We start from the raw sequence: 13537 nt of genomic DNA, 5'->3' as shown, positions 1-13537 counted from the left end.
AATGTCTCAAGGGAATCGCGTCGAAAAGAACACCTTTGCCGTATAGCTGAAATCCTTGGCGAAGGGATAGCTGGGCTGATGACGGCGATGGCTCGGCAGGTTCTCGATGTCCTGGTTGATCACACCATCCGTCAGCGCCATCAGGTTGGGATTGGCGATCGGCGCAAGCTCGGGCGAGAGATAGCCGGACTTGACGACAAGCAGCCGCACTGTGGTCGGATCGAGCCCAAGCCGAGTAAAATCCGCGATGTTGTGATAGGGCCGACGCCGCGCTGCGAGCACCAGCGTGATGGCGCCGATCTTGACGACGGCCTGCCTCTCGCCCGCCGAGCCGGGATCGTCGAGAAACACGACATCCGCCTCCACCTCGACGGAAGGGCTTGCAGGATCGAGAGAGCCGCCAACCTTCAACGAAACCCGTGCACCGGCGCCGGCTGCAAAGCAGCGTTCGACGGCGGGACGGTCGGTAACTCCGGCGATCAGCACGTCATCGATCGACCGCGCCAGAAGCGCCTTGAGCACATCCGCCCGGTCGCCGACACCACCCCCGGTCGGGTTATCGCCGGAATCGGCGAGGATGATCGGCAGTGTCTCGGTGCGTTCAGCGATGTCGAGCATCTCCGAAAGCGGACCCGTAACCGGTCCAAAGCGGAAGTCTTCGCGGGCATCCCAGTAGGACTGGGCAATGGCAGCCGCGACCTTCTCCGCCGCAGCCTTGTCGACAGCCGTCACGACGGCGCAGGCCGTGCCGCGCGGCTCGTCAGCCCACACATAGCCCACCATCAGGTTGGCATCCCAGACACCGGGAACGGCGTCGTGTTCCGGAAGCTTCAGATAAAGGCTCTTTGCCGGCTCGTCTTCGGTTGACGTCCGTTCACCGGGCAGAAGAACCGGCACCGGCGCCCAGGCAACGCCCGGCTTCTCGCCGGTCTTCAGCGCCCGAACCAGCATCGACCAGGCACGAACCATGGTCTCCCGCACATCGATATGCGGCGCTGTCCGATAACCGGCAAAGATATCCAGCTGATCGACGATCTTCTGCGTGACATTGCCATGCAGGTCGTAGCTCGCCGCCACCGGCACGTCGGGCCCGACGACTGCGCGTGCCGCCGAAATCCAGTCCCCCTCGGCATCATCCATGCCCTCGACATTCATCGCGCCATGCATGGCGAGATAGAGCCCATCGATCGGCAGTGTGGCCTGCAGCCGCTCAAGGAACTCTGCCTTGAAACCCTCATAGGTGGCACGCGCCAGGGGCCCACCGGGAACGGCACGGGCATGCAGCAGCGGCAGATGCTCGATATCATCGGCATCGAGGAAGTCGAAATACTCATGCGCCAGCAGCTCCGCCCCGCGCAGCACCCGAAAATCCTCGGGCTGCATCAGCACGGGAGACGAGGTCGAGCATTCGGTATGGATACCGCCAACGGCGATGCGGAAGGTCATAGGCCTCAGATCCTCAGTAGCGGGGGCTCAGACGAACGATGGCGGCAAACCGCAGCCAGTCCTTGTTCTCCTTCGCCGTCCAGGCGGCCTCGGCGATGGCCGGAAGACGCGGGAAGACGAGGTGGTTGAAGTAATCGCGGGTCAGGAAGTGTTCGCACCAGATGCAGGCCTGCACGCCGCGCATACGGGCCGCAAGTTCGGCTGGAAACTCGGCGACCGCCTCATAGGTATAAGTGTGGTGCGGCGGCACGGTGCCGGCCCAGCTGGCGCCTGGCTCCTGGAAGGCCTCGTCCTGCACCATGTCCAGATAATAGGCCTGGCCCGGCGTCATGACGACGTCGTAGCCTGCCTTGGCGAGTTCCAGCCCGACCTCAGGCTTCTGCCAAGCCATCAGCAACGTGCCCTCGGGATCGACGCCCCCGCCATGGCTGACCTCGTCCCAGCCGGCGAGCTTGCGGCCGCGCTCGGCCAGCATCTTCTGGATGCGCTTCATGAAATGGCTCTGCAGCCCGAAAGTGCCCTCTATGCCCTCCTGCTCCATCAGCTTTCGAGCGAGCGGCGAAGCCATCCACGTATTGGCCGCCACTTCGTCGCCCCCGATATGGATGAGCTTCGACGGGAAAAGCTCCACCATCTCGTCGAAGACCTTGCCCAGCACCTCGTAGGTGTATTCGATCGCCGGGTTCAGCGCGTTGTTCGGATAGCCCTGGACCGAGCGATAGCTGTCCGGTGCTTCCTGCCCATCGACCAGTTCCGGCAGTGCCACCAGCATCGCCGTGCTGTGGCCAGGGATATCGATCTCCGGAACCACCTCGACCTGGAGGGCGGCGGCATGGGCGACGATGTCGCGGACCTCGTCCTGAGCGTAGAAACCACCGACAGGCTCGGCTCCATTGCCGAGTTGCGGCAGTAGCGGTTCGTCCGGGCCGCGCAACACGCCAAGGGTCGTGAGCTGCGGGAAGGCCTTGATTTCCAGGCGCCAGGCTTCGTCGTCGGACAGATGCCAGTGGAAGGTATTCATCCGGAACCAGGCGAGGATGTCGATCAAACGTTTGACGTCGGCAACGGGGAAGAACTGGCGGGAGACATCGAGATGGCAACCACGCCAGTCGTAGCGCGGCTTGTCCGTGATGGTGCCGGAAATCGGGAAACGGAACGTCTCCGGCTGCGTGCGCGCACCGTGCAGCGTCTGCGAGAGCAGGGTCAGCGCATATTGCAGGCCCGCGACATCGCCATAGGCGAGCGTGATACCATCAGCGGCAAAGTCCAGCCGATAGGCGGAGGCGCCAAGCGCTTCGTCGGACTTGAGGACGATCGCCCGCCCCTGATGCACAGGTGCCAGCGACAGCGGCGCATGGCCGACCGCGAAGAGGCGGCAGAAGAGACGCAGCACGTTCTCGACGGCGCGCAGTTCAACCAGCGAGGCGCCTTCTGCCGGATAAAGCGCGACGGGGAAGCCTTCTCCAGCCACCAGCTCGGCCGATGCCGGCCAGGGCAGCATGGCAAAGGGCTGGGACACCTTGCCCTCGGGCAACAAGGCCGGAGGCGGGGCGCTGTTGCCTCCGCCGAGCATCAAATCCGCGACCGCAACGGCCGCATGCTGGCCGGTCGAGAGCGTGATGTAGGCGGACTTCGCCCCATCCGTCCGATGCTTGGCTGGGCGCCAGAGGCCACCGACCCGGAATGTCCAGGAGGCACCCGGCTGCAGTACGAAGCCGGCCGGCGGCGCGAACTGGTGGAAATTGGCATTGCGCTTCAGGAACACGGCATTCTCGAGGATCGGCTCTTCGGTGTCCTTGACGCGGGTCAGCGACGTATAGGCGAGCTTGAAATCGGCAAGTGCGACATCGGAGAGATTGACCAGCGTGAAGACGAAGGCGCCGCAAGCGTCGCCCTCCACCGGATGCCACGCGTTTTCGAGGCGGAACTGGACTTCTGTTGCCATGGGGAATGCTCCGGGCTTTACGATATCAATAATTGTCGGATTGCGAGAAGGTTCGCGCGAGCTCGGCCTGACCGGCCGTCAGCCCGCAATCGACGGGCAGGCACACGCCCGTAATGGCCGCTGCCTGATCGCTCGAGAGGAAGAACACCGCATTGGCAATGTCTTCCGCAGTCGCGATCCGGCGCAGCGCATACCAGCGCTTGGCTTCCTCGAAGACTTGCGGATTGGCGGCAGCGCGCGCCTCCCAGGCCTGGGTGCGCACGGTGCCGGGTGCCACCGCATTCGCGCGGATGCCGTATTTGCCGTATTCGACGGCAATCAGCTTCGTCAGGTGGATGAGCCCGGCCTTGGCGGCGCTATAGGCAGGATGACCGAAGACGGCCATGCCATTGACCGAGGAAATGTTGACGAGCGCCCCTTTGGACGCCTTCAGCGCCTCCTCAAACGCGCGGAAGCAGAGGAAGGGCGCTTCGAGATTGAGCGCATTGTCCTTGCGCCAGATCTCGCCATCGGTATCGCCGAGGCTGACGGCCCGCGCCGCACCGGCATTGTTGACCAGCGTATGGACGAGGCCATGGCCGGCCACGCGAGCAGCGGTCTCGGCGAGATCCGTCTCGTCCGTCACATCGGAGGTGAGCGGCACGAAACGCGGATCGCTTCCGAGCTCAACGATTGCCTTGTCCAATGCAGCAGAATCCAGATCGAGCAGCACGACGACGTCATGGCTGTCGGCCAGACGCTTGGCGATCGCCCGACCAATATCTCCGGCAGCACCCGTTACGACGGCAACCTTATGCGTCACGGCGGATCTCCGACATCGATGCGGACATGGCTCAGTCTCCGAGAAGTTGCCGGTCGTCCCCGCCATCGCGGTGTTCGACCAGCTGTTGCTTGATATGGCGCAGCGTCACTTGCGACTGCTTGCGATTGCGATAGGCAACCAGGCTCGCGATCACGTCGACGACCGCGAGATAGGCAAAGCGCGTCGAGGTCGGCCGGAAGATGTTTTCACCCTCCGGCAGGTCGATGCCGATGACGAGTTCGGACGCTTCGGCCACCAGGCTGTTGCTCTGGGTGAGCGCGATCGTGGTGATGCCGTTCTCGCGCGCAAGCTTGAAGCACTTCACCAGTTCGGAGTTGCGCCCCGAAAACGAGGAGCCGATCAAAACGTCGTTGGAGCGCGCAGCCGCCGTCAGCATGAGCTGCATGTTGTGATCGGCCGAGGCCGTGACCCGCGACCCCAGACGAAACAGGCGGTTCTGGATCTCGCCCGAGATCATAGAGGAATTGCCCCCGGAGCCGAAGGCATAGACCATCTCTGCCCGCGCCAGCCGGTCCGCCACCTTGTCGAGGATGACAGGATCGAGCGCCCGATGCACCATGAACATGGCGTTCTGCGCCTTGGTGATCACATCACTCGCCACGTCGGCCGGCTCAGTGCTCTGGGCCTCCGGGTTGAGATAGCGCACCCCGACATAGGCCGTGCGCGCCAGGCTCACCTTGAAATCGGCGAAGTTCTGGCAGCCGAGACGGCGGCAGAAGCGCGTCACCGTGGGCGGTGAGACCTCTGCCTTCTCGGCAAGTTCGATGATCGAGGCATTGACCGCAAAGTCGAAGGAATTGAGCAGGATATCCGCTATGCGTTGCTCGGAGGCCGAAAACTGCCCTGCCTCTTCCTGAATGCGCGCGAAGATATCCAATGCCTTGCCCTCTCTGTTACTTCGAAGGCTTGAAGGCTACGCAGTCGATCTCAACCTTGCAATCAACCATCATCGAGGCCTGAACACAGGCCCGCGCCGGCGGGTGCTCGCCGAAATACTGCTGGTAGATCTTGTTGAAGGTCCAGAAGTCGCGGGGGTCATCGAGCCACACACCACAGCGCACGACATGCTCGAGGCCGTAACCTGCCTCTTCAAGAATGGCGATGACATTGGCGATCGTCTTGTGGGTCTGCTCGATGATGCCGCCCGGGATGATCTCACCATCTTCCATAGCCACCTGGCCGGAGACATAGAGCCAGCCATCGGCCTCGACGGCGCGGGCGAACGGCAGCCGCTGGCCACCCGCACCTGCCTTCTCGGCCCCGTAACGCTTGATCGTCATGGACACCCCTCGTGCAAATTATTTTCTTCGATCGTTGACAAGCGACCACAAAAAACGGATTTTGACCAGACAAAATCGACATTCATGAAAAGAATTTAAAAACGGGGAAGAAATGCGCGACCCATTCCACAATCCGTTTCCGGCAACGGACGAAGCCCGCCACTCGATCTGGGAGATGCTTGTCCCCCGCGATATCGATGCCTTTCTCGCCGCCGACTGGAGCATGGTCGCCCAGGACTTCGTCGAAGACGGCTTCATCGGCATCAGCGGCAATCGCGAAGAAGATCCGGACAAGTGGACGCTCGCCTTCCCCAATCTTCCCGCCTATCGCGACGAGTGGCTGAAGCAGGCCAAGGACTTCGCTGCCCAGACCTATGGCGAGGACCCGCGCACCGCGATCTTCACCACGACGACGCTGGAAGAGATCGAGATTTCAGGCGAGACGGCGCTCGTACGCAAGAAGTTCGACGGCGGCATCAAGAAGACGGATGGCACACTCGACGTCATGCGCTGGCAGACGCTCTATTATTGCCGCCTGCATGAAGGCCGCTGGAAAATCTCCGGCTTTACCGGTTATCTGCCCAATCCGATGGGCAAGCGCTGAACCGCTCTCAAACCCTCAAGACCCCGGAGGTCAGCCTTTGCGCATATTCACCGCCGCGCTTGCAACGGAAACGAACACCTTCTCCCCGATCTGCATCGACCGGCGCGCCTTCGAGGATTCGCTCTATGCACCTCCGGGACAACATCCCGCGACCCCCACGCTGTGCACCGCGCCGATCACAGTCGGCCGCAAGGTCTGCACTGACAAGGGCTGGACGCTGATAGAGGGCACCGCGACCTGGGCGGATCCGGCAGGTCTCGTCAACCGGCAGACCTTTGAGAGCCTTCGCGATGAGATCCTCGACCAGCTGCGCGCAGCCATGCCCGTCGATGCTGTCGTGCTCGGCCTGCATGGCGCGATGGTGGCCGACGGTTACCTCGACCCGGAAGGCGATCTCTTGACACGCATCCGCGAGATCATAGGCCAGGACATCCTGCTCTGCGCAGAACTCGATCCACACAGCCACCTGACGGCAAAACGTGTCGCTGCCGCCGATTTCTTCGTCGTCTTCAAGGAATTCCCGCATACGGATTTCGTCGACCGCGCCGAAGATCTCTGGCGTATCGCAGTCGACACGCTGGAAGGCCGCGTCAAGCCGGTCATGTCGGTCTTCGACTGCCGGATGATCGATATCTTCCCGACCTCGCGCGAGCCTATGCGCAGCTTTGTTGACAGACTTATGGCCATCGAAAAGGTGGATGTAGATGTTTTGTCGCTCTCTGTCATTCATGGCTTCATGGCCGGCGACGTGCCTGAAATGGGCACCAAGACGATCGCGGTGACCAACGGCAATGCCGACAAAGGCGCGATGCTCGCCCGCGACCTGGGTCTTGAGCTTTTTGCAAAGCGCGGCACCTTCATGATGCCGCAGATCGACGACAAGACAGCGCTCGACCAGGCGCTCGCCTACCCTGAAGGCCCCGTCGTCATCGCCGACATGTGGGACAACCCGGGTGGCGGAACGGCGGGAGACGCGACCGTAATCCTGGAGGAGATGCTGGCGCGTGGTGTCACCAACGCCGCGGTCGGCATGATCTGGGATCCGATTGCGGTGCAGATCTGCATGGCAGCCGGCGAAGGTGCGCAAATCCCCTTGCGGTTCGGCGCGAAATCAGCCCCCGGCACCGGTCATCCGATCGACGGCCTGGTGGAGGTCGTCAAGGTCGTAGCCAATGCCGAAATGCGCTTCGGCGACAGCATCGCCCCCTTTGGCGATGCCGCCCATATCCGGCTTGAGGGCATCGACATCATCCTGAGCTCGGTCCGCGTCCAGAGCTACGACCCCTCGCTTTTCACGGCACTCGGCATCGACCCGACGAGCAAACATCTCCTCGTCATCAAGTCGACCAACCACTTCTATGCGGCCTTCTCGCAGATCGCCGCGGAAATTCTCTACTGCGCCGCTGGCACCCCCTATCCCAACAATCCGGCCAAGACCGCCTATCGCCATGTGCGCCGCGATATCTGGCCGATCATGGCCAATCCGCACGAGACGCCCGAAGGCAGCGAGGCCGCCTGATGGAACTCCCGCGCCCAAAGCCCGGCCAGTCGATATCAGAACTCTCGACCCCGCTTCCACTGATCGACGAACAGAAGCTCGCCGCCAACATCGCCCGCGTCCAGACCTACATGAACAGCCATGGCCTCGCCTTCCGTCCGCACATCAAGACCCACAAGATCCCTGAGATCGCTGCAGAACAGGTGAAGGCGGGGGCGAAGGGCATCAACTGCCAGAAGATCACCGAAGCCGAGATCTTCGCCGATCACGGATTTGAAGACCTGCTGATCACCTTCAACATTCTCGGCAGCGAGAAGCACAAGCGTCTCGTCGATCTGAACGCCCGCATTTCGGGCCTGAAGGTCGTCGCGGACAGCGAGACCACCGTGCGCGGTCTATCCTGCGCTTTCTCACAGACGCAGCCGCTCACGGTTCTCGTTGAATGCGACACGGGCGGCGAACGCTGTGGCGTCCAGAGTCCTGAAGCGGCAGTAGCACTTGCCGAGACAATCGTCGCCGCCCCCGGCCTCACCTTTGGCGGTATCCTGACTTACCCCAAGGCCGACACCGAGGAAGCCGTCGAGGCATTCTTCGCGACCACGATCGCCGGCCTCGCGGCCCGTGGCATTGCCTGCCCCATCGTCTCCAATGGCGGCACGCCCAGCCTCTTCTCCGCCCACAAGGTGACATCGGCGACCGAGCACCGCGCCGGCACCTATGTCTACAACGATCGTGCCATGGCCCGCTCGGGTCACTGCAGTCTCGACGACTGTGCCATGCACATCCTGGCCACCGTTGTTTCACGCCCGACCAAGGATCGCGCCATCCTTGATTCAGGCTCCAAGGCGCTCACCTCGGACCTCCTCGGCTTCTCCGACTACGGCATGATCGTCGAGTATCCAGACGCGGTCATTACAGGTCTTTCCGAGGAGCACGGCACGGTCGACCTGTCGAAGGTTGAGGGACGGCGGCCGGAGATCGGCGAAAAGGTCAGGATCATCCCCAACCACACCTGCGTGGTCTCGAACCTCTTCGATATCATGACCTTCCACCGCGACGGCATCGTCACCCGTGTGGAAGAGGTCGCAGCCCGCGGTTTGGTCTGGTAACGGGTTGCACCTAGCTGTCCTGTGCGCCTAGTTTGGCCCCAGGAGGACGATCATGGGCGGGAGGACCACAAACTCGGGAATAGGCCGGCTGCGTGGCGGCTGCATGTGCGGGGCCGTGACCTACGAGGTCGCCGATCGCTTCCTCTATGCGATCAACTGCCACTGCTCGAAATGTCGCCGCACCACGGGCGCGGCCTTCAAGCCGATCGCCGGTGTCGCAACTGACGAATTCACGGTCACGGCAGGCGCAGACGCGGTGTTCCGCCATGGAGACCCTGAAGGCATCCATGACATGCACTGCCGCACCTGCGGGTCCCTCGTCTACTCCTGGATCGCCGAGAACGGCAGCGTGAAAGTCCATGTGCCAATGGGAACGCTTATCGACCCACCCTCAACGAAGCCCTCGATGCACATCTTCGTCGGATCGAAAGCGCCATGGTACGACATCCTCGACGATCTCCCCCAATTCGACGGCTTTCCGGACTGACAGCGAGCAGCAAGCCCTCAGACGAAAAAAGGTCCGCCCGAAGGCGGACCAGGGGATTGGCCTTTGGCATGGCCGGGAGGAGCTTTATTCGGCGGCCGTCACGGAGGCCGGAAGGTCAAGGGTGCGCCAGTCGATGCGGCGTTCGAGCGCCTGGCCATTGGCATCGAAAAGGTGGCAATCGGCCGCCATGATGCCTGTCACCATCGGCTGCTCGACGCGGATCGGCGCCGAGCCCGGCAAGAGCGCACAATAGGGTTCGCCGTTCTGCAACGCAGCATAGGCGATCGTGTTGATCCCGAGCCGCTCGACGACGCTGGGCGTCACCATGATGTTGATATCGCCTTCGCTGAGACGCGTATGTTCAGGCCGGATGCCAAGCGTCAGCTTTTGGCCGACGAGGTCCGGACGCGCCTCGACCGGGATCAGCGCCGTCTGGCCTTCATAGGAAATCGTCACCCCGATCGCGTCGACACCGACGCAGGTGACCGGCACGAAGTTCATCTTGGGATTGCCGATGAAACCGGCGACGAAGGTATTCTCTGGCTTGTGGTAAAGTTCGAGCGGCGCACCCACCTGGGCGATGATACCGGCATTCAGCACCACGATCCGGTCGGCCATGGTCATGGCCTCGATCTGGTCGTGGGTGACGTAGATCATCGTCGCTTCGAGGTCGCGATGCAGCTTGGTGAGTTCGATGCGCATGTCGGCGCGCAGCGCCGCATCGAGGTTGGACAGCGGCTCGTCAAAAAGGAAGATCTTCGGTTCGCGCACGATGGCGCGGCCGATGGCAACACGCTGGCGCTGGCCGCCGGAAAGCTGGCCGGGACGCTGCTGCAGGCGTTGATCAAGCTGCAGGATCTTGGCGACCGCACCCACCTTCTCGCGGATCTGCTCTTCGGAGAGCTTCTCGACGCGCAGCGGAAAAGCGATGTTCTCGAAAACCGACATATGCGGGTAGAGCGCATAGGACTGGAAGACCATGGCAATGCCGCGCTCGACGGGCGGCTTGTCATTGACGCGCTCGCCATCGATGACGATGTCACCATCGGTCGTATCGTCGAGGCCCGCGATCATGCGGAGCAGCGTGGACTTGCCGCAGCCCGAGGGACCGACGAAAACGACGAACTCGCCGTCCTTCACCTCGAGATCCACACCCTTGATGACCTCGAAATGCCCGTACGACTTGCGCACCTTTTTCAGAAATAGCTGACCCACGACCCTCAGTCTCCATTGCCGTTCCTCAAAGGACCGGCCAAATCCGCTTGATGAAATCCGCGGGCCGATCCCGGCCCGCGGAGCCTCGGTTACCCGAGATTACTTGTACTGCTCGAGATCGGCTGCAGCCTTCTTCAGCGCTTCGGCCGGCTCGGTCTTTCCGGTGACAACCGACTGGACCATTTCGATCATGACGTTCTGGAAGCCCTTGTAGTCGGTGAAGAGGGGCTCCGGACCACCATAGGCGATGCCGTCGATGAACGGCTTCCAGAAGGGTTCGTTGGCGACGAACTGGTCGACAACCGCACCTGGACGCAGAGGGGTCAGGCCAGCGCCCCCCTGCAGCTCGTATTCGTGCTGGATATCAGTCGAGGTGATGTACTTGGCAAACTCGATCGCCTTTTCTTCGACGCCCGAACCGGAGAAGATCGCAAGGCTGTCGGTGATCAGCAGCGTACCTTCACCCTTGGCAGCCGGACCGACCGGCAGCGGGGCAACACCCCAGTTGATCGAAGTGTCCTTCAGGCGATAGGCAGCGCCCGAACCCGCCTGGATCATACCGACCTTGCCGTCGAGGAAGATCGCGCGGATTTCGTTCTGCTCGTAAGCAGTCGCACCTTCAACGGAGTAAGGCGTGATGTCCTTATAGGCCTGAAGCGCGGCGAGAACTTCGGGGCTGTCCATGACGATCTTGTCGCCGTCGATGACCTTGCCGTTATTGGTGTAAACCCAATGCATGAACTGGTGCATGGTGTTGTCGAAGGTCTTCGCCGGCAGACCATAGCCGGCAGTGCCGGTCTTTTCCTTGACCTGCTTGGCGGCAGCGATGGTGTCAGCCCAGGTCTTCGGCGGGTTTTCCGGGTCGAGGCCGGCAGCCTTGAACAGATCCTTGTTCCAGTAGAGGGCCTTGGTCGAGAAAGCGACAGGAACACCCCACTGCGTGTCCTCGAAGGTCACGGTGTCAACGATGTTCGGATAGTAGGAGGCCTTTTCCTCATCCGTCATCGGAACCGGAACGATCAGTTCGTTCTGGGCGAATTCCTTCAGCGTGCGCGAGCCGACATAGGCCATGGCAACGGGCGTGCCGGCAACGGCGAGCGTGGTGGCCTTATCCTGGCACTGCTCCCAGCCGACGACTTCGGGCTTTACCTTCCAGCCGGCATTCTTGCCTTCCCATTCGGCGATGTACTTCTCGTGGATCGGGTCGATCTTGTCGCCGCAATAGATCCAGCTGATTTCCTGGTCCGCGGCCAGCGTGGTGAGCGCCGAGCTTGCGAGCAAGGCGAATGAGCCTGCGAGCATGGTCAATTTTCTTGTCATCGATAGTTCCCCTTTGTTGACAGGTTGAAAGCGTCCGGTTGGCCCGAATTTTGGTTGGCAGCCCTTATTTGACCGCGCCGGCGGTCAGGCCGCTGACGAGATAGCGCTGCAGGAAGAAGATCACGATCATGGCGGGTGCGATCCCCACGAAACTCGCCGCCATCAGCTCGTTCCAGATGACCTCCTGGCGACCGAAATAGGCAAACAACCCGATCGGCAGCGGCATGTATTCGGTCTTGGAGTTGAAGGTCAGTGCGAAGATGAACTGCTGGGCATAGGCGCCGATGAAGGTGGTGATCGCGACAACGGCGATGCCCGGCGTGGCAAGCGGCAGGACCACCCGCCGGAAGGTGTAGAAATAGCCCGCGCCATCCACATAGGCCGCCTCTTCCAGCTCACGCGGGATGCGCATCATATAGGTGCGGAGCAACCAGATGGCTGACGGAATGAGGAAGGCGACACCCGGCACGATCATCGCGAAATAGGTGTTGAGCACGCCGAGCGAGCGCATGAGCCGGAAGAGTGGAATGAGCAATACCGCGCCCGAGAACATGTTGACCGCAAGGAAGGCGGCGAGCAGCTGACCGCGACCGCGGAACTCGAAACGGGCGAAGGCATAGGATGCCGGCACGACCAGTAGGAGGACAACGACGGTCGCTATCGTCGAGATGAAGAAGGAGTTGAAGATATAGCGGGCAAAGCCCGGCACACTGTCCCACATCGTGATGTAGGCATCGAAGGAGCCGTTCTCCGGGAAGAAGCGGTAGGGCGAGGAGAAGAGCTGGCTGAGCGGCTTCAGCGACACCAGGAAGCCTTCGACAAAGGGCGCCAGAACGAAGGTCAGGAACACCGCGATCCCGGCATAGATGCCAACCAGTTCATACCAGCGATAGCGGTTGATCAGGGCTGTCTTGTCGTAGCTCATCGGGCATGCTCCTGCGAGAGACGGCTGGTGACGCGGAAATAGGCGACGCAGAAGATCGAAAGGAAGATGCAGATCAGGACTGCACGGGCAGCGCCCTCGCCATACTTCTTCGAGCCGATCGCCGTGTGATAGGTGTCGATGATCATCGTGGTGGTTTCACCGCTCGGACCGCCGCGCGTCAGGATCCAGATGATGTCGAAGGAATTGAAGGTCGCAATCAGGGACAGCATCGACATGGTGATCATGGCGGGCAGGATCAGCGGCATAGTGATGCGGCGGAAGCGATAGAAGCGACCGGCGCCATCCGTCCAGGCAGCCTCGTAGAGATCCTGCGGGATCGCCTGCATGGCAGCGAGCATGTAGAGCGTCACCATCGGCACGCCGATCCACACATCGGTGAAGATCGTCGCCCAGAAGGCCGTTGAACCATAGGCGAGGAAGGCGACGGGGCCATCGACCACGCCCATGCGCTGAAGCACGCCGGAGATCATGCCGAACTGGCCGTTATACATCCAGCCCCACATGAAGATGCCAATCGCCATGGGCACGATCCACGGCGGCATCGTCAACACACGAAAGAGCGTCCGGCCAGGCACGGCTGCATTCAGCATGGCCGCACCGAAGGTACCGATGATCATCTTGATCGACACCGAGAAGAAGGTCCAGATGAAGGTCCTGACGATGACTTCGCCGAAGGTGTCGTTGAAAATCTTCTCGTAATTCGTCCAGCCGACCCAGTTCGTCGTCTTGCGGAGCGACGCATCTGTGAAGGACAGGATAAACGTATCGACCAGCGGATAAGCGACGATGACGGCAATGTAGAGAAGAGCCGGCGCGATCAGCAGCCAGGCGAAGATGATGGCACTTTGGCGAGCTTGCATCCGA

The 13537-nt window shown here is 61.7% G+C and carries 13 protein-coding genes; 4 read left to right on the top strand and 9 right to left on the bottom strand.

Annotated elements, in window-relative coordinates:
* Nucleotides 1-6: 6 nt before the first annotated feature.
* From SJY08_RS01350 to SJY08_RS01330, 5 genes are read right to left on the bottom strand one after another with little or no spacing between them, the layout of a single operon-like run.
* Nucleotides 7-1446 carry a M81 family metallopeptidase gene (locus SJY08_RS01350; protein WP_377274347.1) on the bottom strand — a complete coding sequence of 480 codons (1440 nt, stop codon included), beginning with the start codon at nucleotides 1444-1446 and terminating at the stop codon, nucleotides 7-9.
* 13 nt (nucleotides 1447-1459) lie between these two features.
* Nucleotides 1460-3391, bottom strand: coding sequence for a beta-N-acetylhexosaminidase (locus SJY08_RS01345; protein ID WP_377274345.1), 1932 nt, complete (start codon nucleotides 3389-3391; stop codon nucleotides 1460-1462).
* A gap of 25 nt (nucleotides 3392-3416) precedes the next feature.
* A complete protein-coding gene (locus tag SJY08_RS01340; protein WP_377274343.1) occupies nucleotides 3417-4193 on the bottom strand; it encodes an SDR family oxidoreductase in 777 nt (258 codons plus the stop codon).
* 31 nt (nucleotides 4194-4224) lie between these two features.
* On the bottom strand, nucleotides 4225-5091 hold the full coding sequence (locus tag SJY08_RS01335; protein WP_153762872.1) for a MurR/RpiR family transcriptional regulator: 867 nt from the start codon (nucleotides 5089-5091) through the stop codon (nucleotides 4225-4227).
* A gap of 16 nt (nucleotides 5092-5107) precedes the next feature.
* Nucleotides 5108-5494 (bottom strand): RidA family protein, encoded by a 387-nt coding sequence (locus SJY08_RS01330; protein WP_054147861.1) that lies wholly within the window; start codon nucleotides 5492-5494, stop codon nucleotides 5108-5110.
* Nucleotides 5495-5606: 112 nt separating this feature from the next.
* Here SJY08_RS01330 and SJY08_RS01325 point away from each other — a divergent pair, with 112 nt between their 5' ends.
* The 4 genes from SJY08_RS01325 to SJY08_RS01310 are packed head-to-tail and all read left to right on the top strand — an operon-like array spanning nucleotide 5607 to nucleotide 9192.
* Nucleotides 5607-6098, top strand: a complete 492-nt coding sequence (locus SJY08_RS01325; protein WP_069043269.1) for a hypothetical protein — start codon at nucleotides 5607-5609, stop codon at nucleotides 6096-6098.
* Nucleotides 6099-6135: 37 nt separating this feature from the next.
* On the top strand, nucleotides 6136-7617 hold the full coding sequence (locus SJY08_RS01320; protein WP_377274339.1) for a M81 family metallopeptidase: 1482 nt from the start codon (nucleotides 6136-6138) through the stop codon (nucleotides 7615-7617).
* On the top strand, nucleotides 7617-8705 hold the full coding sequence (locus SJY08_RS01315; protein WP_377274337.1) for a D-TA family PLP-dependent enzyme: 1089 nt from the start codon (nucleotides 7617-7619) through the stop codon (nucleotides 8703-8705). Before SJY08_RS01320 ends, SJY08_RS01315 begins: the two co-directional genes overlap by 1 nt.
* Nucleotides 8706-8757: 52 nt before the next feature.
* On the top strand, nucleotides 8758-9192 hold the full coding sequence (locus SJY08_RS01310) for a GFA family protein (RefSeq protein WP_300887787.1): 435 nt from the start codon (nucleotides 8758-8760) through the stop codon (nucleotides 9190-9192).
* 84 nt (nucleotides 9193-9276) lie between these two features.
* On the opposite strand, the gene SJY08_RS01305 is transcribed toward SJY08_RS01310, so the two are convergent.
* The 4 genes from SJY08_RS01305 to SJY08_RS01290 form a co-directional block, all read right to left on the bottom strand.
* Nucleotides 9277-10407, bottom strand: a complete 1131-nt coding sequence (locus tag SJY08_RS01305; protein WP_054147856.1) for an ABC transporter ATP-binding protein — start codon at nucleotides 10405-10407, stop codon at nucleotides 9277-9279.
* Nucleotides 10408-10506: 99 nt separating this feature from the next.
* Nucleotides 10507-11727 carry an extracellular solute-binding protein gene (locus SJY08_RS01300; protein ID WP_377274334.1) on the bottom strand — a complete coding sequence of 407 codons (1221 nt, stop codon included), beginning with the start codon at nucleotides 11725-11727 and terminating at the stop codon, nucleotides 10507-10509.
* Between the two features lie 64 nt (nucleotides 11728-11791).
* Nucleotides 11792-12652: a carbohydrate ABC transporter permease gene (locus tag SJY08_RS01295; RefSeq protein WP_054147854.1), complete on the bottom strand. Its 861-nt coding sequence runs from the start codon at nucleotides 12650-12652 to the stop codon at nucleotides 11792-11794.
* Nucleotides 12649-13533, bottom strand: a complete 885-nt coding sequence (locus SJY08_RS01290) for a carbohydrate ABC transporter permease (protein WP_054147853.1) — start codon at nucleotides 13531-13533, stop codon at nucleotides 12649-12651. The genes SJY08_RS01295 and SJY08_RS01290 overlap by 4 nt, the downstream gene beginning before the upstream one ends.
* Nucleotides 13534-13537 lie beyond the last annotated feature (4 nt).

Source organism: Rhizobium sp. R86522 (assembly GCF_042466255.1).
GTDB lineage: Bacteria > Pseudomonadota > Alphaproteobacteria > Rhizobiales > Rhizobiaceae > Allorhizobium.
The sequence above is the reverse complement of the archived record's forward strand: the minus strand, read 5'-3'. Positions and strand labels throughout refer to the sequence as shown.